Source organism: Anabaena sp. CCY 9402-a, from assembly GCF_963920945.1.
Lineage (GTDB): Bacteria > Cyanobacteriota > Cyanobacteriia > Cyanobacteriales > Nostocaceae > Trichormus > Trichormus minutissimus.
In genome coordinates, this window is sequence record NZ_CAWUDL010000087.1 from 1 (window position 1) to 23,610 (window position 23,610).

At 40.2% G+C, this 23,610-nt stretch carries 22 protein-coding genes and 1 pseudogene; 12 read left to right on the forward strand and 11 right to left on the reverse strand.

Annotation, left to right across the window (positions count from 1 at the left end; genetic code table 11):
- Nucleotides 1-36: 36 nt before the first annotated feature.
- From ACM0OR_RS23955 to ACM0OR_RS23980, 6 genes are all read right to left on the reverse strand, one after another.
- Nucleotides 37-174: a hypothetical protein gene (locus tag ACM0OR_RS23955; protein WP_414579035.1), complete on the reverse strand. Its 138-nt coding sequence runs from the start codon at nucleotides 172-174 to the stop codon at nucleotides 37-39.
- Between the two features lie 319 nt (nucleotides 175-493).
- Nucleotides 494-1,474 carry a protochlorophyllide reductase gene (locus ACM0OR_RS23960; protein WP_323267767.1) on the reverse strand — a complete coding sequence of 327 codons (981 nt, stop codon included), beginning with the start codon at nucleotides 1,472-1,474 and terminating at the stop codon, nucleotides 494-496.
- 226 nt (nucleotides 1,475-1,700) lie between these two features.
- Complete coding sequence (locus tag ACM0OR_RS23965) at nucleotides 1,701-2,636, reverse strand: alpha/beta fold hydrolase (RefSeq protein ID WP_414579036.1); 936 nt, start codon at nucleotides 2,634-2,636, stop codon at nucleotides 1,701-1,703.
- 106 nt (nucleotides 2,637-2,742) lie between these two features.
- Nucleotides 2,743-3,111, reverse strand: coding sequence for a DUF4112 domain-containing protein (locus ACM0OR_RS23970; protein WP_323267765.1), 369 nt, complete (start codon nucleotides 3,109-3,111; stop codon nucleotides 2,743-2,745).
- A gap of 108 nt (nucleotides 3,112-3,219) precedes the next feature.
- Nucleotides 3,220-4,155, reverse strand: coding sequence for a YihY/virulence factor BrkB family protein (locus ACM0OR_RS23975; RefSeq protein WP_414579037.1), 936 nt, complete (start codon nucleotides 4,153-4,155; stop codon nucleotides 3,220-3,222).
- A gap of 43 nt (nucleotides 4,156-4,198) precedes the next feature.
- Entirely contained in the window at nucleotides 4,199-5,959 is a 1,761-nt protein-coding gene (locus tag ACM0OR_RS23980; protein WP_414579038.1) for a DUF389 domain-containing protein, read from the reverse strand.
- 126 nt (nucleotides 5,960-6,085) lie between these two features.
- On the opposite strand from ACM0OR_RS23980, the gene ACM0OR_RS23985 reads away from it, so the two are divergent.
- On the forward strand, nucleotides 6,086-6,532 hold the full coding sequence (locus ACM0OR_RS23985; RefSeq protein ID WP_190695362.1) for a hypothetical protein: 447 nt from the start codon (nucleotides 6,086-6,088) through the stop codon (nucleotides 6,530-6,532).
- A gap of 100 nt (nucleotides 6,533-6,632) precedes the next feature.
- On the opposite strand, the gene bchH is transcribed toward ACM0OR_RS23985, so the two are convergent.
- The 4 genes from bchH to ACM0OR_RS24005 all read right to left on the reverse strand — a co-directional run bounded on the left by bchH (nucleotide 6,633) and on the right by ACM0OR_RS24005 (nucleotide 13,141).
- Nucleotides 6,633-10,304: a magnesium chelatase subunit H gene (gene bchH / locus ACM0OR_RS23990; protein ID WP_414579039.1), complete on the reverse strand. Its 3,672-nt coding sequence runs from the start codon at nucleotides 10,302-10,304 to the stop codon at nucleotides 6,633-6,635.
- Between the two features lie 411 nt (nucleotides 10,305-10,715).
- The gene (locus ACM0OR_RS23995) at nucleotides 10,716-11,051 is read right to left on the reverse strand and encodes a XisI protein (protein WP_190695367.1); all 336 of its coding nucleotides are present in this window, start codon (nucleotides 11,049-11,051) and stop codon (nucleotides 10,716-10,718) included.
- Between the two features lie 109 nt (nucleotides 11,052-11,160).
- Nucleotides 11,161-12,780 carry a CocE/NonD family hydrolase gene (locus ACM0OR_RS24000; protein ID WP_414579040.1) on the reverse strand — a complete coding sequence of 540 codons (1,620 nt, stop codon included), beginning with the start codon at nucleotides 12,778-12,780 and terminating at the stop codon, nucleotides 11,161-11,163.
- Nucleotides 12,781-12,874: 94 nt separating this feature from the next.
- Nucleotides 12,875-13,141, reverse strand: a complete 267-nt coding sequence (locus ACM0OR_RS24005; protein WP_190695375.1) for a hypothetical protein — start codon at nucleotides 13,139-13,141, stop codon at nucleotides 12,875-12,877.
- 389 nt (nucleotides 13,142-13,530) lie between these two features.
- Between ACM0OR_RS24005 and gvpA the strand changes: the two genes are divergently transcribed.
- The 7 genes from gvpA to ACM0OR_RS24040 all read left to right on the forward strand — a co-directional run bounded on the left by gvpA (nucleotide 13,531) and on the right by ACM0OR_RS24040 (nucleotide 17,810).
- Nucleotides 13,531-13,746 (forward strand): gas vesicle structural protein GvpA, encoded by a 216-nt coding sequence (gene gvpA, locus ACM0OR_RS24010; RefSeq protein WP_010996411.1) that lies wholly within the window; start codon nucleotides 13,531-13,533, stop codon nucleotides 13,744-13,746.
- Between the two features lie 194 nt (nucleotides 13,747-13,940).
- Nucleotides 13,941-14,330 (forward strand): gas vesicle protein GvpC, encoded by a 390-nt coding sequence (gene gvpC, locus ACM0OR_RS24015; RefSeq protein WP_323267757.1) that lies wholly within the window; start codon nucleotides 13,941-13,943, stop codon nucleotides 14,328-14,330.
- Nucleotides 14,331-14,578: 248 nt separating this feature from the next.
- The gene (gene gvpN / locus ACM0OR_RS24020; protein ID WP_323267756.1) at nucleotides 14,579-15,658 is read left to right on the forward strand and encodes a gas vesicle protein GvpN; all 1,080 of its coding nucleotides are present in this window, start codon (nucleotides 14,579-14,581) and stop codon (nucleotides 15,656-15,658) included.
- 2 nt (nucleotides 15,659-15,660) lie between these two features.
- The gene (locus ACM0OR_RS24025) at nucleotides 15,661-16,110 is read left to right on the forward strand and encodes a gas vesicle protein (protein ID WP_323267755.1); all 450 of its coding nucleotides are present in this window, start codon (nucleotides 15,661-15,663) and stop codon (nucleotides 16,108-16,110) included.
- Nucleotides 16,111-16,178: 68 nt separating this feature from the next.
- The gene (locus ACM0OR_RS24030; protein ID WP_323267754.1) at nucleotides 16,179-16,646 is read left to right on the forward strand and encodes a gas vesicle protein K; all 468 of its coding nucleotides are present in this window, start codon (nucleotides 16,179-16,181) and stop codon (nucleotides 16,644-16,646) included.
- Between the two features lie 24 nt (nucleotides 16,647-16,670).
- Nucleotides 16,671-17,408, forward strand: coding sequence for a GvpL/GvpF family gas vesicle protein (locus ACM0OR_RS24035; RefSeq protein WP_323267753.1), 738 nt, complete (start codon nucleotides 16,671-16,673; stop codon nucleotides 17,406-17,408).
- Between the two features lie 12 nt (nucleotides 17,409-17,420).
- Nucleotides 17,421-17,810: a gas vesicle protein GvpG gene (locus tag ACM0OR_RS24040; RefSeq protein WP_414579041.1), complete on the forward strand. Its 390-nt coding sequence runs from the start codon at nucleotides 17,421-17,423 to the stop codon at nucleotides 17,808-17,810.
- 202 nt (nucleotides 17,811-18,012) lie between these two features.
- Here ACM0OR_RS24040 and ACM0OR_RS24045 read toward each other — a convergent pair whose 3' ends face one another.
- Complete coding sequence (locus ACM0OR_RS24045; protein WP_242039252.1) at nucleotides 18,013-18,330, reverse strand: gas vesicle protein; 318 nt, start codon at nucleotides 18,328-18,330, stop codon at nucleotides 18,013-18,015.
- Nucleotides 18,331-18,478: 148 nt separating this feature from the next.
- Between ACM0OR_RS24045 and ACM0OR_RS24050 the strand changes: the two genes are divergently transcribed.
- From ACM0OR_RS24050 to ACM0OR_RS24065, 4 genes and pseudogenes are all read left to right on the forward strand, one after another.
- Entirely contained in the window at nucleotides 18,479-19,162 is a 684-nt protein-coding gene (locus ACM0OR_RS24050; RefSeq protein WP_414579042.1) for a GvpL/GvpF family gas vesicle protein, read from the forward strand.
- Between the two features lie 14 nt (nucleotides 19,163-19,176).
- Nucleotides 19,177-21,081: an ArsA family ATPase gene (locus ACM0OR_RS24055; RefSeq protein ID WP_414579043.1), complete on the forward strand. Its 1,905-nt coding sequence runs from the start codon at nucleotides 19,177-19,179 to the stop codon at nucleotides 21,079-21,081.
- 92 nt (nucleotides 21,082-21,173) lie between these two features.
- Nucleotides 21,174-23,015, forward strand: coding sequence for an AAA family ATPase (locus tag ACM0OR_RS24060; protein ID WP_414579044.1), 1,842 nt, complete (start codon nucleotides 21,174-21,176; stop codon nucleotides 23,013-23,015).
- A gap of 107 nt (nucleotides 23,016-23,122) precedes the next feature.
- Nucleotides 23,123-23,305, forward strand: a pseudogene (locus ACM0OR_RS24065) (IS4 family transposase); the annotation flags it as partial.
- Nucleotides 23,306-23,610 lie beyond the last annotated feature (305 nt).

Here is a 23,610-nt window from a genome sequence, read left to right on the forward strand (position 1 = left end):
CTTGGCAACAATGCCTACTTTACATCACTTTGAGCCTTAACTGAACCGTATTGGGGCATTAGATGGTAATATCTCTATACTTAAGCGTACACGAGTATTAACTGGCAAGGCGATCGCGTCTTGAGGGTAAAATCCCTTGCCATCAAATACCGCCGCAATAAATTTTTCTCCCATATGCTCACATATTTTTGATATCACTTGTGACATCCATCCTATGCGCTGATCTTGGCAAATGGGATAAAATTGCTCAAGCTAATCTGCGATCGCTTTCCCCTAAACCCATATTCTCAAACGCTTTGAGTAAATTAATTTCAAATCTAAAAAGAATATTAAAATACTTACGCCTGTATCATAAAAAATAAGTAATGAAGAGTGCCGAGTTAAAAAAGCTGTTAGCAGAGTAGGTTGTAAGCCCCTACTTTTTACATGACTCAGCACTCATGACTCATTACTCATTACTCAGCACTCATGACTCATGACTCACCACTCATTATTATCTGGCAACGGCTGGCGAACTAACTGGTGCAAGTCCAACTAAATTTTCGCTCAAGTCCCACATCCGCTTGGCTTTAGCATCATCACTAGCTTGTGGAGAAACTTGCTGGACAAATGACTCACGGTCTTTCTTTTGACGGTTTCCCCAGCTCCAGTACGCCCCAGATTTGCCGTATTCAGGATCAGCCGTTACCATTGCTACCCTTTCGCCTGCTAATTCCTCAGAGACAAAGCCGCCGGTAATGCGTCTTTGGAAGATGGGGAAGAGTTTTTGGAATAAAGGATAGTGGTTACGGAATAGTGCTGTTGTCGCTACACATCCAGGATATAGAGAACTAAAGACAATTCCTGTAGATTCATGATATCGGCGATGCAGTTCCCGCATGGTGAGAATATTGCATACTTTGCTATCTTTATAAGCTTTCACAGGTTCAAACTTCTTACCATCAGCCATTGTAATTGGATCTTGGAAGCCCTCAGCAAAACCTCTCAAATCTCCCAAGTCTGGACGGGGTGGAATTTTTCCGCCGAGTTCGTTGGGGTTATGGGTGACAGTTCCCAAAATTACGAGTCTGGGCTGAGAAGATGATTTTTTCAAATCTTCTAACATCAAGTTACACAGCAGAAAATGGCCAAGATGATTTGTGGCCATGGTTAATTCATATCCCTCTGGGCTGCGGAGTGGCTCTTTAATTAAAGGCATATAAATTGCCGCGTTGCACACCAAAGCATCCAGGGTTCTACCAGTGGCGCGAAAGTTCTGCACAAAATAACGCACACTTCCTAAAGATGCTAAGTCAATGGGAATGATGGTGTAGCTACTCTGGGGAATTCCTACGGATTGGGCAACTTTTTGGGTTTTTTCTATATCCCGGCAGGCCATGACTACGTGCCAGTTTCTATCAGCCATAGCTTTGGCGGCGTACAACCCGACCCCTGAAGATGTACCTGTAATTACAACTGTTTTGCGTGCTTCCATTCTCTTGGGACTTCTCTAACTTGCATTGCGTTTAGTTTTTTTATGATCTCATACCATGTTTGCCGTCAGCTATTTTGTTTTTGGCAGGCAAGAGGTAGGAGACAGATGGGAGGAGGTGAAAAGGTAGAAGTTAAGAGGGTTTTATCGCTTAATATTTCTTTGCATAAGTTGTTAATTTTTTTGTTTATTGTCAATTTTTAAAATTCCTCAACATATCGATACATATTTACAAAAAATTTGTACCTTGTAGAAACTTCAGAATTGACTGATTGACTACTTTCGCTGCACCAGTTGAGGCATCATGACAGCAGTTATCCAAGATTTGGAATTGGGAACTGGGAATTGATTTGTGTAATCGTTCGCCATGAGTAGCAGGAAACCAACTATCGCGATCGCCCCACAAAATTAATGTGGGACAATTGATCCTATCCAAATCCTCTTGAATTTGAGTGAGCATATTGGGTTTGTTGGCTTGCCAATGCTTAATTTCTTTGGCTGCTATTTGTAATTCTTCAGCCACTTTGACCAAAGTACCAGGAAGTTCAATAAATGGATAAGTAATCCAATAAACATCTTCTTGGGTGAGAATAGAGGGATCAAATAGCACTTTGCGCCTTTCTATGGCCATAACCTCTCGCACTAGCGGCGCAAACAAATAAGCCAAACGTAAATCGTCAATTGCTTGTAATACTTCTATTGGGGTTTGAGCAAGTATTTCCATTGCCCAATGAGGTAGACGTTCCGTAAAAATTGGGGCATTAATTACAACTAACCGTCCTACCAATTGGGGATTTTTTTGAGCTAAAGCTAGAGAAATTAATGCCCCTATTGATTCCCCCACAATGATGGCTGGTTCATCACATAATGCTTGTACAATTCTTTCTAATTCAATCACTTGATGCCCATTTTTTTCTCGCCGCAACCAAGGTTTGTCAGAAAACCCGAATCCTTTGGCATCAAAACAAATAACTCGAAAATGTTTAGATAAGGGAGCTATAGTATAACGCCAATTATAGCTCCAACTACCCATGCCATGTAATAAAAATAGTGGTCTACCTGTACCTATTTCACCATATGCAATTTGCACAGGATAACCATGAACATCACTAATAACTAGACTTTGCCGCCCTTTGGGAAAAGTTGCTTGCCACCAATCTTTCATCAATAAATGATCTCAAAAATTTTCATGCCGTTTACAGAAGTCTCATTATTATCACGGCTGAGGTTGATCAGACAATGGTAAGAATAAATTATTTATCTACACTCTACTAACGCGGAAATTTTAAGTGTTGTTCTATTAACTTAATATTGTATTCATTAGCTGTCCAAGCGAAATCAAAAATATCGCCCAAAACAGGGATACTACCGATTAAACTATCAATAAAGATATTTAGTACCATTTTACTTAAGGTTTTTTTAGGGATACCAAGTCTTGCTGCTTCCACAACAATGTAACTAGCAAGTAATAGACCTAAAACATCACCACCAACTGGTATCAATCCGATCATTGGATCTAAACCAACGGCAATTGGTGTACCAGGAACAGCAATAACTTTATCTAAAAGGCGACTCACTTGACGCAGACGCTTTAAAGTTGCGGCTTGAGCATTATAGTCAACAGAAGAAGTATGGGGCATTATCGGCCACTCACTTGTAATTAAATTGTTCAACATTTTACTGCTATGTGGCTAGTTTGCAATGGCTGGCTGTGATATTTGTAGTGATGTCTAACGTCTCTACAAGAGTTAAGAGTCAATATTTCTTCCTACCTCCTGGGAGAAATTAACATCTTTTGCCGAATTTTTAGGCAATTTGGAGCGAATATCTTCACCAACAGTCACATTTAACTGATCGCCTATTAATAAAACAGCCGCACTCATCCACAGCCACAGCATTAAAACGATTACTGTGCCGACTGCACCATAAACTTTGTTATAGTTACCAAAATTCGCGACATATTGCCGAAATAAAGCAGATAAAATAGCCCAAATCACTGCTGCAACCATTGCCCCTGGAATTATTGGTGTGCCTGATTTCCAAACGCTAGTGCCGTAGCGGTAGATAAAGCTAAATGCTGTAGCCACAATACCTAAAGCCAAAGGCCAGCGCAACAATTTCCAGATAGACAGTAAGAAAATTAAAGATGAGTTACCACTGACTACAAATCCCAAGAGTAAGTCACTGAGAAATACTAAGAAAGAAGCTAATACCAGTAGCAAAATTGTGCCTACCGTCAATCCTAATGAGATAATTTTGGCTTTCCAAAAGGGACGAGTTTTTTCTGCTGGGATTTGATGAATTTGATCAAAGGCTGTCATGGCAGTGCTTACAGCCCCAGATGCAGTCCAAAGGGCAATGACGAAACTCAAAGAAAATAACCCACTATTCTTAGAGTGGGCAATTTCTTGGCTAGCAAAGTCTTTAATCAATGTCATTGCTTCTTCTGGCGCGACTTGACTGACTTGTTCAGCTAGTTGCTTGAAGGTGTTTTGCAACGATTCTTCTAGTAAACCAATGGCTGTGAGGACTGCCAAAATTGCTGGAAACAAAGATAACATCGCATTAAAGGCAATTTCTGAAGCCAGTCCTAAGAGTCGTCTTTTGATGGTTCTAGCAATGGTTTTTTTGAATGTACGCCAATTTAGATGACGAAAGAAGCTGACAAAGCGAGGCTGTGGCATATCTTCAATTCGTAATTCGTAATTCGTAATTCGTAATTCGTAATTAAAATGTTTCGGGGATGGTTGCTTTGGGTGGTTTTCTCAGTGATTTTACAGTAAGTTTGAGGGATGTGCTACGTTGTGCTTCTGTTCCGACTCCTACAATTAGGCGATCGCTATCAATTTGCCACTTGGTTTTGAGGTAATCTGTAATGGTTTGCGATCGCAGTTGGGCAATCTCTTGCTCTTCCTCTAGTTCTTGGTTAACCATGACTTCTAGTTGCAAGTTAGGAAATTGCTGTAGAATTTGCCCAGCCTGATCTAACAGTTTGGCGTTATCTGGTGTAACTGTAGACTGATCTCGCTCAAAAGATATCACTCCCAAATCAGTTGCTATTCTCTGCATACTGACTAGCGCAGACTGGTAATCTAGCTTAGTCCTGACATTATCAGCCAGTAAAACTTGGGCATCTTTTTCAATATCGCGTTCACTCAAATACACCAACCGAATGCGTAATGGTTCGTAGGGAATAGTAATTAACTCATAATTAATCATCTGCGCTGGTTGGGGAAGTCGCATTTCACCCAATGCTGACTGGACTTCTTGCAGGAAACTTGATTGTAATTGGGCGACGGTAATAACTGGTTCAGGTGGTTTATCTTCAGGTATTGGACGTAAAAGTTCACTAGATGCTGTGGGGATTTCAATTAACTTGAGTGCTACTAATTCCGTTGGTCTTCCTAGACGCGAGGCTAACTGTTGAATAAAATTATTTTGTTCATCTGATGTGTATTCCTTACTACTAAACACCTGAAGTTGCACGGTCAATTTATTATTTTTTTCTGAGGTAGAAATATTACCAATGTAAGAGCGTGTTTCACCACTAGAGAAAGTAGCAAATTGCTGTTGCCATATATCTATTGCCGACCGACGAACGCGGTTTTCTTGTTGCTGTAGAGTAATTTCCTTTCTAAGTTGGTTTAGAGATTGATTGAGTGGGAAAATAATCGCCCCAATTGTCATAAAAATTAGCAGTAATCTACCAGGTAGACTACCGATTTTTTTCAGTTTTTGGTAAGCAGGTAGTCTTTCCAAAATACCCTGCATCCAGATACTTTCTGGATGTGTATTTCGCCATTCCCTAACTTTTTCTTTAACCCGAATATTGTCAATATTCAGGCTGAGGAAAACTAACATTGCAGTGAAGGTAATTGCTACTAAGTTAGTAAAAAATAGTAAACCTCCACCACTAGCCACCTGTAATCCCTTCACAGGATTAATGCTGATGGCAATACCGATACCATAACCAACAACACATAAAGGTGGCATTAAAGCAACTGCGATCGCTACACCAGGAATAGAAGTAGCTACCCCCTTCGCTTCTTTGCAAATTGCTACTGAACCCACCGCACCAGAAAATAAAGCCACGAACAAATCTAAAATATTCGGTCGAGTTCTAGCCGCAATTTCACTGGTCATTTCCTTAAATGGCAGCCAAGATACCAGTAAGACAGCAAAGGCGATCGCCAGCGCACAACTCAGCAACAGATTGAGCAACGCCCGCATGGCTAAAATCACATCACCCGCAGCTAGAGCCAGTCCATTGGCTAAAATACCCCCCATCAAGGGAGAAATCAGCATCGCCCCAATAATCACGGCTGGGCTATTTAAGACCAGCCCCAAGGTAGCAATACCTGCTGCAAATAAAACCTGAATCCAATAGCTGGCATCTTCTAAGCTGATTGAACTGCATATATCTAGGTATACTTGTTCTTTACGAGCTTGACTAACTCCCAAGTTGTCTGCAAACCAGTCTCTAAACATATATGTATTAGTACGACTCAACTGATTGCATGATAATTGGCAAAATGACTGAAAAATATGACAATTGTAAATTCTTTATTTTGCCTGCAATAGTTTATAACTGCACTAAATACAAAATAACTGGCTATGAGTCAAGACTTAACACAACAATGGTTAGCTGAAATTGAATCACTCAAACAGCAGCTAGTAGAACAACAGCGCGATCGCGATGCTGCTTGGGAAAGTGCCGAAAAATGGCGTAAACTTTATAACACGGAGGCAGAACAACGCCGCACTGATGCTGATCTGACCCGAAAAACGATCGCATCCCTCCAAATAGAAATTCAAAAACTCAAAGGTATTGATGGAGCAACATTCCCCAACTCTACTGTGATCACAGCCATTCACCAGGAACTCGCCGCCATTAAGACTGTAGAAGACTTAAAAACCAAACTAGTGGCTGTCATTCAAGAACGCGATCGCTTGATTCACGCCTTAAAAATAGAGCAAGAAAACCATGCTCAAACCCGTAAAAGCCTCACTACTGCGTTGGGTGATGCAATTGATAGTCTGGCGAAAGAACGGGCGGGGTAGGGTGATAAAATCTGTACTTTCTTCTCCGTGCCTCTGTGCCTCTGTGGTTTACAAGTATTTTATCTAACCACAGAGACACAGAGAACACAGAGACAAGAGATTAAACTGTCAAACCTTCTAATTGTTCATCTGTCAATTCATACAATTGACGTAATTTATCTAATCTATTTATATCAGTTTGCCAAAAACCGCGCCCATGTGCTTCTAACATTCTGCTGACAATATTACGAAAAGCTTCTGGGTTGGCTTGGCGTAATCTCTCCGCCATTTCGGGATCTAACGCATAGGTATCTGCGGCTTGCTCATATACCCAATCCTCTTTAAAATCAGCAGTACCACCCCAACCAATTAATGCTGTCATGCGTTGGGAAATTTCAAATGCACCGCCAGAACCTTGACTCGCCATTGCTTGCGCCCATTTGGGATTTAGCAATTTGGTGCGGTATTCCATTCTGAGTAGATCATCTAAGTTGCGGGGTGTGGTGTCTTTGGAGAAACTTTCCACAAAGCTAGTAGTAACTTTCTTTCCGCTTTGCTTTTCGGCTGCTTTTTTCAATCCGCCTGTGTTGGCGTAATATTCCTGAATATCGGTTAAACCATATTCTACAGAGTCTATTTCTTGCACAATGCGATCGCTAGTCTTTAATAACTGATTTAATACTTCTGGTCTAGCTTGGCCTTTATCTTGTCTGCCATAGCTAAACACGTTACGACTTTGCCAAGTATTTCCTAATTCTTCCCCAGATTCCCAGTTACCATCAACTACTCTATCATTTACTAATGAACCAAAATCACCAGCCGGGTTAGAAAACAATCTCGCTGATGTATTTTCTACACCTTGCTCCTTTAAAGCTAAAGCGTGTTTTTTAATAAAATTTTGCTCTTCTGGTTCATCAGCCTCAACAGCCCTTTGAAATAAATCATCTAACAATTCGATGATATTTACAAAACTATCCCTAAAGATTCCTGATAAATTGCCTAACACATCAATGCGGGGGTGTCCTACTTCTACTAAAGGTTTCAATTCATAGCGAACAATTCGCCCTGTTCCTTCTTTTACAGGTTCAGCACCCACCAATTCTAAAAGTATTCCTAACGATTCACCCTTAGTTTTAATTGCATCTAACCCCCACAATAAAACGGCTACTGTTTCGGGATATGTGCCATGTTCTTGTAAATGCTGGCTGATAATTTTTTGCCCAATTTCCCTTCCCCGTTCATAAGCGGCGGGAGAAGGCATTCTATAGGGGTCTAAAGCGTGAATATTTCTCCCCGTTGGTAACACTCCCGCACCATCTCGCAATAAATCACCACCAGGTGCAGGGGGGATGAATTCACCATTTAATCCCCTTAATAAATTGGTTAATTCATCTGTGGTTTGCATCAATAAATCTTTGATTTGCTGTTCTTCTTCTAGATTTATTGGCTGTTCACTACCAAAATAAGCTTCGAGATAAGATGCTAATTCTTCTTCATTGGGTGGTTCACCTAATGTATGTAACCCCGAAGAGAACAAGCGGTTTTCTATTACTTGTAAATACTCATATAACTTCACCAAATAATCATCAAAAGCATGGCTACTAAACATTCTGATATTTTCTGGTGTAAAAGAAATGCCCAATTTTTTTGCGTCTTCAAATGGGCAATCAGCATCTAAACCTGTATCGACAATTTTTTTACAAATCCCTTCCTTTAGTACATAATTCTTTGTCTTATCTTCTCGATATTCTGCAATTAAATCCCGCAGCGATACCAATTCTTTATACAAACCAGCACGACCATAGGGCGGCACATTGTGGGAAATCAACACCCCATAACCGCGACGTTTTGCTAATATCGACTCGGAAGGATTATTGGCGGCGTATATATATAAATTAGGCAAATCTCCTAATAAAATATCTGACCAAGAATAACCTGTATTCCCTAAAGGTGAACCGGGCAACCATTCTACAGTACCGTGCATACCAAAGTGAACTACAGCATCAGCTTGCAGTTCATTTTGTAACCATTTATAAAAGGCTGCATATTGAGGATGAGGTGTTAAATCCCGTTCAAACATTAACCGCATGGGGTCGCCTTGTATCCCCAAAGGTGGCTGTATACCTATCCACACATTTCCTAACTGCACTCCACCAATATGGAGTTCATCACCGTAGGTTTTTATTCCGCTTCCTGTTAAAGATTTCCATTGTTTTTCGATGCGCGATGTCAGGAGATATCCTAACCATTTTTCTAGCTTCCGGGCGTTGACCGTATTGGCTGAGGAGGGAAAAGGCTGATTTATTTCCCATCTTTCCATCTCTTCATCCGCTTCTCTGACTCGGCGAATCAATTCTTCCCCATCTTCTGGGATGTCGCCGACGTTATAACCTTGGTCTTTGAGGGCGTGGAGTAATTTAATTAAACTGCGGGGGACATTCAATAATGCAGCCGTACCTACCGCACCATAACCAGGGGGGAAGCCATACAAAATAATGGCTATTTTACGTTCTGCGGGGGGTTTTTGCCGCAATTCTACCCAGTTTTTCACTCTCCCAATCAGACGCTGCACCCGTTCGGGAACTAAATAAATATCTTCCCCAACCAACCCACCCAGAGGAATAGTATCAATTGCACCGTCTAATTCTGGTAAGGCGTACAACACCACACTTTGCAAACCTCCTACACCTTGACGTGTCCAAGAGTGGATGTCTTGAATTAACAAAGGTGCAGCGACGATGTAGGGGACATTTTTGGCGGTGAGGATGCGCTTGGCTACTTCTATTTGACGACCGGCTTCCATTGAACCGGCTGGGCCACCCACGAGAGGAAAGCCAATGGTGGAGACAATTGCATCTACTTTGACGGCTTCTTGGGAAAGTGAAAGGGTTTCAATATTACCTATTTTTCGTTGCTGAAGTTCGTAGTCGGTGGTCATCCAATCACGTACCGCCACATGACCTTCCACACCGTTGATAAAAATGGGTAAAGGTATCAAACCCGCTTCCTCAAAACGGCGAATCAGTTGGGGAATATAGGGTTGTTTGGTGATGACGTGTTTACGGTAGAGGAGGATGGCGGTGATTGGGGATTGGGGATTGCTTTTATTCCCTATTTTCCTCTTTTGATACCATTCTAGGTATGCTTTGGGGGATTCAAAAAACCCTGGATAGTCGGGATGTAGTAAACCTATGTTGGGGGTTTCGATGGGTGGGGGGATGTCGCCGACTTTTAAATCTAAATATTTTTCTGCTAGTGTCCAAAATAATGACGCAACGTTTTCTGTCCCGCCGGCGTTCCAGTAACCATAGATAATTAACCAGTTGCGTAAGTTTTGGACTTTCTGCACTGGGACAAATTTCAGGAGTTTGGGGCCGATTTTTAAGAAGCTAATATAACCAGCGAGTTTGTCTTCTTCTCGTCCATTACTGAATTTATCGAGGATGAATTTAACTGGTTTGGGCATTCCTTTGGGTTTGTCACCGATCGCAAATCCACCGAGTTTGGTTAAACTCATCAGTTCTAAAGCTGACTCAAATACTAGGCGGATGGGGATTTGGGCGATGCGATCGCGCAACCACAAAACTTGGTCATAATCAAATATCAGGCTACCAAAAAACACATCCGCGCCTTGGAGTGCGGCTTCTACTTCTGGGCGAATGCTTGTAATATCGCGATCGCTAAATACTCGAATATCCAAATCAGCACAGCGAGATTTAGCCAATAAAGCGGCTTTCCTGTACAAGTCAGCGTTAAACGATTCAAAACCAGCAATCAAGACGATGCGTTTCATGCCTGTAAGCTAAGAAATATTTCTTTACTTTAAATTCTAAACTTGCTTGCAGGTTGATGGTTGAATATCTACCCAGAGAAGTTGGGCGTTTAAATGGTTTTACTATGTTCTTTCTGAGACTGTGATTGCTCAGTGGTTTTAAATTAGTCACAGTTTTTGAAGTATCACACAATTAACATTCATTTTTCTCTCAAAAAATATATTATGTAATTAGTGCAAGGAGTGATACCACTTCACCTGATGTGTGTTACAACTTATCCTCGTAATACTTTCCTTTCAGAAGTGTTGCAGATGACAAATGTTGCATTAAACCATGTGAATGGGTATACATCTACAAAGAAACGCTTAGATAAGCAAACTTCTAAGCGTTTTTTTGTATGAAAACTACAGCAAATTTCCACCATCACCAATCTACGCAACACCATATTCTGTATACTGTCGTTTATAAACAGGTTGCAAACCCAAAACAATATCCTCTCGTGGAACTCCCATTGCAACCAGCTCTTCTGCCGGATTTTGATCAGTTAAATTTTGCTGAAGCCAGATTTTTCCATCTTTAATATCAAAATGAATGATACATCTATAAACACGCTTTAAACCTTCCCATCCCACGTTCATCCACTGATAATGGTCGCGTTTTTCATCAAAAATCAATTGGACTTCTACCTCACTATCAGCTACATCTTCATTAGCATAATGAGTTAATAAACTCTGCACATACTCCCGATACTTGGCTAATTTATCCATTGCACAATTACCTCATTTACAGGATCATAAACAATTAATAAAAGTTGATACCGTTGTAATCCCGCTTGTGTAAAGTCAAGCTGAAAAAATTCAGCGTTTCTCTACAAACCTAACTAATTATCGGCAAAAAAACCTGAGAACTATCACAACTAACACTCAGGGTTATAATCTGAGCATTCATTAAACGGATACTGCTTAAAACAGCCCCATTCCCAGAGTTCATTGCATAGGCTGGGTAACAAGCTAAACTCAAACTCAAACGCAAACAATTACCTTTTGCTATTCTTATACATATCGGTTGCAATTGTATATTTCTAGTAACCTTGTTTGTACCGTCTTGGCAATGTAAATAACCTTGCGTCACGTTGTACACGCTCCCATCAGGATATACCTGGGAAAGTACAGCACACAAATCATAACTATCTTGGTCAGATTGACAGCATATTTCTACTAATACTTCCCCAACTAGAGATAAATCTGCGGTTAAAGGTTCACTAGTGTAAGTTAACACATCAGAACGGCAATCAATTTGCGATCGCTCAAACACACCCGCCGGCATTGCTGCATGACCACCTATCGCTGGCACTGGTCGCCAAGGATCGTGGACTAGTATGTCTTGGGGACTGGGGATTGGGTATTGATGACTGGGTATAAGGATTCCGGCATCTTCTCTGATGCTGGCTAGTCCGGTAGTTGACAAAAAGTAAGATTTCTGATTTGGTTTAGGTAAACTGGACAAATCTTGCCAAATATTACTACCCATTTCAAACAGGCATACAGGAGACTCATCTAATAAACCTGTGTCTACACCTTTGAGAAATTGATTAAACCAACGAATCTGCATTTGATCTATTGGGCTAGTGGCTAACTTACTAAAATCAGCCGCACCAACTTTGCGTCCCCAGGGTAAATGCGCCCAAGGGCCAATTATTAAATGTTGGGGAGTATTAGCGCGGACTACCATATCTTTGTATAGGTGCAATGTACCGCGCAGATAAGTATCAAACCATCCGCCAATATGAAACATCGGCAAATCAACGCTTTGGAAGTGGCTTTTGGGTGACAGTTCTTGCCAATAAATATCGGGTTGCGGATGGGCTACCCAATCGTGATAAAAAGATTCTGGTGCAAGTTTTTGCAGAATTTCGGGATGATTTACCGGGAGATTGCGCGAGGCTGTAAGTAAAGCTTGATATGTTGATTGATCACCTCGTAACCGTGCAGTTTCTGTGGCTAATTGTATCGCCCAAGCTAAATTTGTTTGCAAACAGAATGCACCACCTTCATAAGCCCAATCTGTATATAAATCATAGCCAATCATCGCTGGGCAAATAGTTTTTAGGGCTGGTGGTTTAGCGATCGCAGCGTACAATTGAGTCATCCCCTGATAAGAAAAGCCATACATTCCCACCTGGCCATTACTCCTCGGTAGACTTGCAGCCCAATTAACGCTATCTGCACCATCAGCGATTTCATTGGCGAATAACTTAAACTCACCCTCCGAAGTACCCCGCCCCCGCACATCTTGAATCACTACAATGTAACCCTGGGCAGCGTACCAACTAGGATGAGCATAAACCACCGTAGACGCGATCGCTCTACCATAGGGTTGTCGCATTAATAATACAGGAAACTCACCTTCCTCATCAGGGCAATAGATATCTGCGTCGAGGCGTACACCGTCGCGTGTGTACATAGAGGCGATTTCTTTGGAGAGGATTTTGTACATTGTTTTCAGTCATCAAGAAAAAATTCAGCCATCATAATTGACGGCTGAATTCTTCTTCAAAATACCATCCGATTCCTCAAGAGAGTAGATCAGTTCAACCTTGTTGAACGCGACGCTCAAATTCCTCACGTGTTTTTTCTACTACAGTTAGGGCAGATGTATATATATTCTCATTTTCCTGCTTCAGCCAATTTAACAAACTAGCAATTTGGGCATTCCTTAAATCTAGGTCTGTCTGAAAAATAATGGAAGTCGCCATCACTTGAGCATATTGAGGTGGATGTCCTTGATCCACCAAAGCAGCAATTAGTCCCGCTAATGCGCCCTTCCGTATTGGATCAGAAGTAGCTTCTGTAGACATGATTTTTTACAAAGATGATTGCTAAAAATATCCTATGTTATCTTCCCAAAGCTTTAGTAACCGTATTATTACTTAAGTTTATTCATTCCTTTTTAAGGAAGATGTAATATATCTTTAGACAGCAAATAATACATTAAAATCAACAAAAAAAACAAAATGCAACATTAAAGCTTACATTTTTAATACAAAAACATTTTAAACGTATACAATTCAAACAATAAACTGCTGTTTTTTTGTTACATCGTTGGTATTTTTGCATTTCTTTACACTTTTCCTCCTGTCAAACTCTTTACATTACCGAAGAGCCATGCCTAATATGAATGCAGTAAATAGCTAAAGCAAATGCCTAGCCAATACTAAAAATCAACAATGAGTTAAAGTTTAAAAATATGGCAGTCGAAAAAACCAATTCTTCCTCAAGCTTGGCTGAAGTTATTGACCGTATCTTAGATAAAGGTATCGTTGTAGATGCTTGGGTACGTGTTTCACTAGTTGGTATTGAATTGCTGGCGATTGAAGCTCGCATCGTTATCGCATCTGTTGAAACCTACCTGAAATATGCAGAAGCTGTAGGTCTAACTCAATCCGCCGCAATGCCTGCTTAAATATTAAGTAGCTTCCAGAAAATCAGTATTAATGAGTTTGTAATTCTGATATATATTCTGCTTTTATTCGTTGCTCCTGAGTTATCAAAAGAGAAAACGAAAAAAGCAGACATTCTTTAAACTGCATTTGCTGTATATCAATTATCCAGTGAATGTGGTTAATTCACGCTTTTAATAATATTCCGGAGAACCTCATGACGGCTTTAATGCAAAGAATCCGGCAAGAGCATCAGTCAATAGCTGAGGAAGTAGCTCAACTATGTAGAGACACTCATCAATTTTTGTCCACTACAACAGCAAACAGACAAGAGCAAGCTAAAATGCAAGCGCAAGAACTGCATATGTTTCACGAAGAACTTGAATACACAACTCAAGATTTTCTAGCTGAAACAGCTAAAGCAAGGGTTGCTCAAGCTCAAGCTCAATCGAAGTTTTTGCATCAGTTTCACAAAAATCTGGAGCAAACAACCCACGAATTTTTAGCAGAAACGGCAAAGGACAGAACAGAACAAGCTACAGCACAAAGGCAGAATCTGCGCCAATTCCGGCAAGATTTGTTTACTAGCGTTTTTGGCACATTTTAGTAGTAAGTCAACAATCCCAAACAATGGAGTTAATTTGTTGACCGGACTAAATAGTAAAACCCCCTAATCTTACAGTTTCAAAACTGGTCAGACCAGGGGGCAAATTCAACAATGAGTTTTAATGTAAAACTTTAGATATCTTACGCTATGACGGAATTGAACGCAAGGAGTTAATTAAACTTTAAAGTTTATTCTTCAAATTATTTTTCGTTTTTTTCTGGAAATACTATTTCTCTTCATCGTAATTTATGACTATCACCGCAAATCATAAGAAAAGAGCTGTGCTTCGTGTTCGCCCTGGTCAATTTGTAGTCACACCAGCAATTGAGCAGGTAGCAATTCGGGCATTGCGTTATCTTACATCAGGGTTTGCTATTCACTTACGCGGCCCAGCCGGTGCAGGTAAAACAACCTTAGCCATGCACTTGGCTAACTGTTTAGATAGGCCAATCATGTTGCTTTTCGGAGATGACGAATTTAAAAGCTCTGATTTGATTGGCAGTGAATCGGGTTACACCCATAAAAAGTTAACGGACAATTACATTCACAGTGTTCTAAAAGTCGAAGACGAATTTAAACAAACCTGGGTTGATTCTAGATTGACTTTAGCTTGTCGAGAAGGTTTTACCTTAGTCTATGACGAATTTAATCGTTCTAGACCTGAAGTTAATAACGTCTTGTTATCAGCTTTAGAAGAAAAAATTCTCACCCTTCCTCCCAGCAGCAATCAGCCAGAATACCTCCACGTTAATCCCGAATTTCGGGCGATTTTTACCTCCAATCCAGAAGAATACTGCGGAGTCCACTCGACTCAGGACGCTTTAATGGATAGGTTAGTAACGATTAATATGCCAGAACCGGATGAGCTAACTCAAACGGAGATATTGGTTCATAAAACTAGCATTTCTAGAGATGATGCTCAGTTAATAGTGCGGTTAGTTAGAGCATTCCGCCTGGGTACAGGTGCAGAAAAGACTTCCGGTTTGCGCTCTTGTTTGATGATTGCTAAAGTATGTGCGGAACACAATATTTTAGTATTACCAGAAAATACAGATTTTCGAGAAATTTGTGCAGATGTGCTATTCAATCGCACCAATTGGTCTGCTAGCGAAGCTACCACAATTTTCTTAGAATTACTCAATCACTTACATATACAAGCAATAGAGGAATCGCATCATAGCGTCGCCTCAGATGACGTAGTAGCGGATGATTCTTCCTTAAATCATAGACATCCTGATGTTTTGCAACAGCCAATTGAAAAAAATCCTGCGCCTTTCAAGCAGCAAGGCTTAGTGATTCACAAAAATACCATTGAAGAGTCGAATTAATCGTGACTACTACCCCATTACAGCCAACACGTCCTCAAACTAACTCCAGTCGAGTTATGCCCACATCTACGCAAGGTTCTACCTTAGCAGATATTCTCGAACGGGTTTTAGATAAAGGAATTGTGATTGCTGGTGATATTTCTATATCTATTGCCTCAACTGAACTGATACATATCCGCATTCGCCTGTTAATTTCTTCCGTTGATAAAGCGCGTGAGATGGGTATCAATTGGTGGGAAAATGACCCCTATCTCAGTAGCAAATCTCAACATTTAATTGAGGAAAACCAGCAACTTCATCAACGGCTAGAAAGTTTAGAAACACAGTTACGTTTACTCACATCTGCCAATGTAAAAGAGGCAGTTACATTAGCAGTTAATCCTGAAAATAATTGCCAGCCAATAAACGAGGCAAATGACCAATTAGTAAATGATTCCCAAGTGGACATCTAGACTCATAACTCATCATCGGCTAAACGCCGTGCTACCGCTAACATAACTCATAACTCAGCACTCAGCACATGGTTTGTACTCCAGTTGAAAATTCTTCCAACTTGCCACCTACCACTTCTAAAGCTAACAGCCAGGCGGGTTTAGTTCCTTTACTGTTAACTGTAGTAGAACTTGTACGTCAGCTGATGGAAGCACAAGTAATTCGGCGCATGGAACAGGAATGTCTGAGTGAATCTGAATTGGAGCGAGCAGCAGAAAGCTTGCAAAAGTTAGAGGAACAAGTTTTAAATTTGTGTCAGATTTTTGAGATTGACCCAGCAGACTTGAATATAAATTTAGGAGATGTTGGGACTCTTCTACCTTCACCTGGCTCTTATTATCCTGGTCAGCCGGGAACTCAACCTTCAGTCCTAGAACTACTAGACCGTCTTTTAAATACGGGAATTGTTGTAGACGGTGAAATAGATTTAGGTCTAGCTCAAATCAATCTTATTCATGCGAAGTTGCGATTAGTTTTGACTTCGCAACCAATGTAATTAACATAAGTATTTTTCATAATCATGGATTGCGGTTTTTATCTATACGGCATTTTTTCTGATTCAATCCCCGAAGAACTTGCTATTCAAGGATTGGATGCTCAACCTGTTTATAGTCAGGTCATTGATGGATTTACTTTTTTATATTCAGAGGCAAAAAAAGAAAAATATTTAGCTTCTCGTCGGAATTTAATCAGCCATGAAAAAGTCCTAGAAGAAGCAATGCAAGAAGGATTCCGAACTCTTCTTCCTTTGCGGTTTGGGTTAGTGGTGAAAAATTGGGACACAGTAATTACACAACTAATCCAACCCTATAAGGATAAATTGCAAGAATTATTTCAAAAATTGAACGGGACACGAGAAGTAAGCGTCAAGATTTTTTGGGATACCAAGGCTGAATTACAAGCAATGATGGAGTCTAATCCAGACTTGAAGCAGCAGCGTGACCAAATGGAAGGGAAGACATTAAGCATGGAGGAGATAATTCATATTGGCCAATTAATTGAAAGTAATTTAGCTGCTCGCAAGGACTCTGTAATTCAAGCCTTCTTTAATGAGCTAAAACCTCTAGCAAGTGAGGTGATAGAAAGTGACCCGATGACAGAAGAGATGATTTACAATGCTGCTTTTCTGATTCCTTGGGAAAACGAATCTCTATTTAGTGAACGAGTCGAAGCAATTGATCAAAACTTTACTGAACGCTTACGCATTCGCTACAACAACTTTACTGCACCCTATACATTTGCTCAAATTTCTGAATAGGAGTTGATAATTATGCTTGGAAAAATATTACTACTTCCAGTGATGGGGCCAATTAGTGGACTGATGTGGATTGGAGAACAAATTCAAGAGCGGACTAATACAGAATTTGATGCTCAAGAAAATCTGCATAAACAATTATTAAGCCTGCAATTATCATTTGACATGGGCGAAATTCCAGAAGATGAATTTGATGAAAAAGAAGAAGAACTTCTTTTAAAAATTCAAGCTTTGGAAGAGGAACTGCGTCTGGAGACGGAATTAGAAGCAGAACAAGAAGAAAATGATGATTTTGTAATACAACCTGTGTTTATATCAGAATCTGAAGTGAATGACATTTACCAAGAGCAACCCCAGTTTATAGCAGAATACGAAGATAATGAAAATCTAGTCTTATCGCCTTAAGGTGATTCATTATTTAGAAGCAAGATATATTAGTTGTCAATTTGTCAATGCTTTTAGTGTCATGAAACACCAATTTTTATGTTATTGGCATTGCTCACCCTACGGTTATTGAGAATGATGGAAGATATGAGTTAAACTATTAACCCGCAAATGTGGGTTAATAGTTGTTGTTATATTGTTTAATTAAGCAAATTTTAAAAGCTTAATATTCAATATCAAAAGCTTGGTAAGTATTGGGTTCAAACACTATTTTTGTCCGCGCTATAATAATAGGCACGTGTGACTCAGGACTACGTAAATGATGAATACTTTTTTCCGTATCTTCTATCTGGATCTTGAGTGTGATCAAGCGTTGTTTCAGTAGCACAGTACGCTGCTCAATAAACTCCAACTCTTGCTTAATTCGTTGCTGTTCTGTAACTAATTTATAAAGTTCTAATTGGTGAGATGACTCAGATTTACTCCGAGGCATTGTAGTAATCTTAGGTCTGATTGCTCCGCGATTACGTATTTTCTTCATTAGAAATACCTGGATAATTGATAGCATTATAACTAAGATTTTTATAATGTAAAGATTTTAATTAGAATCAGATTTCTTGAGTTTGATGCCCAGATATACATCTGGTTAATAGAGTTAAAAACTTAAATACTTTTGTTAGGTTAGTATCATGCGATCGCAGAATTTTTACACTTACGCTTTTATCAAAAATCCTGAATTTTCTTTAAACTTGCCCCAGGGTAATATTAGTCAGGTAGTGTTGATTAATGGTACGAATATCTCAGCCGTTGTTGAACCGGAAATATCTTTAGATTCATACCAAAATAATGATGATCAAGTCATCAAAATGGTTTTAAATCACGATCGCGTTGTTTGTGAACTATTTCGCCAAACTACAATTTTACCTTTGCGTTTCGGCACTAATTTTACTTCCCAAGAAAGCTTGCTCAATCATCTAGAAGCTCATGCTCAAGAATATCTAGAAAAACTAGAAGATATTCAAGATAAAAATGAATATACTTTAAAACTCATTCCCCAAGTGTTTGCAGAGCCAGCAAAAGTATCTGTGGGAAGCGGTAGAGATTATTTTTTAGCTAAAAAACTACACTATGAAACTCAAAAAAGCTTTAGTATCGCCCAAAATGAGGAAAAAGATAGCTTGATTAATCTCATCACAGAAATTTATCAATCATCTGTGATATTTCAACAACAGGCAGAAGAATTAAGGGTTTATCTTTTAGTCAGTCGTTATGATAAAGCCTTACTTTTAGAACAGGTTTTATCTTGGCAACAATATTGCCAACACTGGAATTTAATTTTGGGTGAACCCCTTCCCCCTTATCACTTTATTTAATTATTAAGTTTATTATGAACCACTACGATTCACTAAATTTAGTTATGTTTAGCGGCAAAGGTGGAGTTGGTAAAACCACCATCTCTTGCAGTTTTGCTCGTGATTGGGCGAGAAGGTTTCCTCAAGAAAAGATTCGGTTAATTTCTACAGACCCGGCTCATTCTTTAGGAGATGTATTGCTCTCAGAAGTTAACGATATTGCCTCACCATTAGCTGATTTACCTAATTTGATCATTCAAGCATTGGATGCTCAAAAGCTGTTGTTGGAATTTAAAGCCAAATATAGCTACTTTTTAGAATTACTGGTTGAGCGAGGTAGTTTAGCAGATGGAGACGATTTAGCACCAGTTTGGGATTTAGACTGGCCTGGCTTAAATGAATTAATGGGGTTGCTAGAAATTCAACGCCTGCTAGCAGAAAAAGAAGTAGATCGTGTAGTCGTAGACATGGCCCCTTCTGGGCATACATTAAATTTATTGCGCTTAAAAGATTTCTTAGATGTTATTTTAAATTCTTTAGAATTGTTCCAAGAAAAGCATCGGGTCATCACCAAAACTTTTAGAGGTAGTTATACGGCTGATGAAGTTGATAACTTTTTGGTAGAAATGAAAACCCAACTAGCAGAAGGTAGACGTTTACTGCAAGATGAAACATTTACTGGTTGCTTAGTAGTGGGTATTTCTGAACCTATGTGTTTCTTAGAAACTGAACGGTTCATCAATAGTTTAGAAACCCTAGAAGTTCCTTATGCTGGTTTATTTATCAATCGAGTGTTGACAAATGCAGATATAGAAGTAGACCGTTATGCTGAACAGCAAAATCTCATTAAAAAATATTTAGAACTTGTTGCTAACCAACCTGTTTTCATCGTTCCTCAACAGAGAGTAGAACCCTTGGGTGGGGTATCTTTAGATGCTTTAGCATCCCAAATTCAAACAATTGAAAGTGTGGAACTTGCTCCACCACCGACGATTCAATGGCCGAATAAAGTTTTACCTAGCTTCAATGATTTTTTAAATGAAGGATGTCAATTAATTATTGTTGGGGGTAAAGGAGGGGTAGGAAAAACAACAGTAGCAGCTGCGATCGCTTGGGCTTCTGCTCAACAACATCCCCAGAAAAGAGTCCGGGTAATTTCAATAGATCCAGCCCATTCTCTAGGCGATGCTTTTGGTAAAGAGTTTGGTCATGAACCTATGTCTCTAGCATCTAATTTGAGTGGGCAAGAAATTGATGCTAATAGAGTTTTAGAACAATTCCGCTCAGATTATCTGTGGGAATTAGCAGATATGATTAGCGGCGAAGGTTCACAAACAGATACAACAGTAAATGTTGCCTACGTTCCAGAGGCGTGGCGGCAAATTATGTCTCAGGCTTTACCGGGAATCGATGAGATATTATCCCTGGTGACTGTGATGGATTTATTAGATAGTAACCAGCAAGATTTAATTATTTTAGATACAGCCCCAACGGGTCATCTGCTGAGTTTTTTAGAGATGCCATCAGCTTTAGGGGATTGGTTATCTTGGATATTTAAGCTGTGGATAAAATATCAAGATGTTTTGGGTAGAGTTGATTTTATTGGGCGATTGCGGCACTTACGCCAACAAGTTGTACAAGCACAAAAGAAACTAAAAAATTCCCAACATACTCAATTCATTGGTGTTATTCAGTCGGAAGCGGCAATTATATCTGAACACATACGTTTAACAGAATCTCTCAAAAAAATGGGTGTTCATCAGCGTTATGTGGTGCAGAATCGCTACAGTCAAGAGGTGGAAATTGATGGCAGTTTATTTCCAGAACAAACAATTATTCGCTTACCCGGATTACCTCGCTCTGTTGAACCGATCGCGCGGATTCAAGGAGCAGCAAATCTTTTATTTGAAGTTGAGAAGTTAACGGCAAATATAGTTTAAAAATCAACTGATTGTATAAATTTTTGATGTTGATTAATAGAAATTTTAAAAGCTCACGCAGAGGCGCACCAGGCGCAAAGGGATAGGAAAAAATGAGTGAATTATTCAAGGGATTTGAGCAATTATTAGAGTTAGTAAAAACTTTAGAAGATAAAATTGAGAAGGGAGAAATTAAGACTGATGTGCAGATTAACTCCCGTTCGATGAGTAGTATTCCCCGTGGTGGGGGTATACCACGTCCTAATAATATGGGTAACGATATTGGCACAAGCCGTATCCGCACTCAACCTTCTCCTAATCCTAATGGTGGTGGTGGGGGAGACGCTGAGGTTGTGCCACCACCTGCTGCAACCTCTGGTGATGCTTTAAAAGATGTGGGGGGATTGGGTGAAATTCTCAGAGAACTGAAAGAACTGATTGCTATCCCCTTAAAACGTCCTGATTTGCTGGCGAAATTGGGACTGGAAGCTACAAGGGGTGTACTATTAGTTGGCCCTCCTGGAACTGGTAAAACCCTGACGGCGCGGGCTTTGGCTGAAGAACTGGGCGTTAATTACATTGCCTTGGTGGGGCCAGAAGTTATCAGCAAATATTACGGGGAAGCGGAACAAAGACTGCGGGGTATTTTTGAGAAAGCCGCTAAGAATGCTCCCTGTATTATCTTTATTGATGAAATTGATAGTTTAGCCCCAGACCGGAGTGCGGTGGAAGGCGAAGTAGAAAAACGCCTGGTAGCCCAACTATTGAGCTTGATGGATGGTTTCTCTCACAGTCAAGGTGTGATTGTGCTGGCTGCTACGAACCGTCCCGAACATCTTGACCCGGCTTTGCGTCGTCCAGGAAGATTTGACCGGGAAGTGCAGTTTCGTGTCCCAGACATGAAAGGACGCAGAGAAATTCTGCAAATTCTCAGCCGTGCTATGCCTTTGGAAGATACCGTTGACCTGGATGCGATCGCAGAACGGGCGGTAGGATTTGTAGGGGCTGACTTGAAAGCTGTCTGTCAAAAGGCTGCCTACACTGCCCTCCGTCGTCAAATTCCTTCGATTGAAGGAGACATTCCAGAGAATATGACGGTTAGTCAAGCCGACTTTTTACAAGCTCTCAAGGAAATCAAACCAGCCGTCCTGCGGAGTGTGGAAGTAGAAGTTCCCCACATTGCTTGGGAAGACATTGGCGGTTTGGATAACATTAAGCAAACCCTACGGGAATCAGTGGAAGGGGCGTTACTGTATCCAGAACTTTACCTGCAAACTAAAGCCCTAGCACCCAAGGGTATCTTGTTGTGGGGACCTCCAGGAACAGGCAAAACTTTACTAGCCAAAGCTGTTGCTTCCCAAGCCAGAGCGAATTTTATTGGTGTGAACGGCCCGGAATTACTCAGCCGTTGGGTAGGTGCGAGTGAACAGGCGGTGCGAGAATTATTTGCGAAGGCGCGTCAAGCCGAACCTTGCGTAGTATTTATTGATGAAATTGATACCTTAGCCCCAGCACGGGGTAGTTTCACTGGTGATTCGGGAGTAAACGATCGCGTCGTCGGACAATTGCTAACAGAGTTGGACGGAATAGAGGTAGGAAGCACCATCTTAGTAATTGGAGCAACCAATCGACCTGATGCCCTTGACCCAGCTTTACTACGCGCCGGACGCTTAGATTTACAGATGAAGGTAGATTTACCAGATTTAGCCAGTCGATTGGCGATTCTGCAAGTCCATTGTCAAGGACGACCACTGCAAGATGTGGATTTGGCATATTGGGCAGAGATGACCAAAGACTGGAATGGTGCAGATTTAACTTTACTCAGCAATCAAGCTGCTGTAGAGGCCATCCGCCGTTTTCGCTCTGAAGGTCTGACAGATCCCACGGACATCAAAATTAGTACCGATGATTTCAATTATGCTTATCAAGTGCTAACAGAGCAGCGTGCAGGTTAGGTTTAGGGCTTAACTGGTGACAACGCAGGTCAAGATGAGACGTAGCAATAATTTGAGAGAATAAAGTGGTAAAAAATAGGGGGAAATAAGCCCCCCAAAAAAACAAAATGTTACCACAATCATATCAAACTATCTTCCGAAAGCATTTGAGTGAACAGCAGTATCTAACACTAGAGATATTGTTGTTATTGATACAAGCTCATCGTCAGGTGAAACTCTCAAAATTGGCCAGTTTATTTCCGCAACCAATCACATATGAAAGTAGGAGAAACGCACCTTATTTACTAATAAAATCTAAGAGAGATTTCAAAATGACATAGATAATTGCAAAAATCGATAAGATGATAAATAAAACAAATGAATTATCTCTGAAGAATATGATTTAGCTTATCTGATGCTAAATCATTATTTATCAACACTAAAATAACTCAAGATTCGAGTCTATAAAAGTATATTTATCTAGAGGAAAAGTGAAATTTCCTCTAAAAAGTCAAATTCAAATTTTGATATATGAGTTTATGCTAACGCTAAAACTCTTGAGGTTCTTCGGTTACTTTTATGGAGAATTAATAGTAAAATGCCAGTTTAATAAACT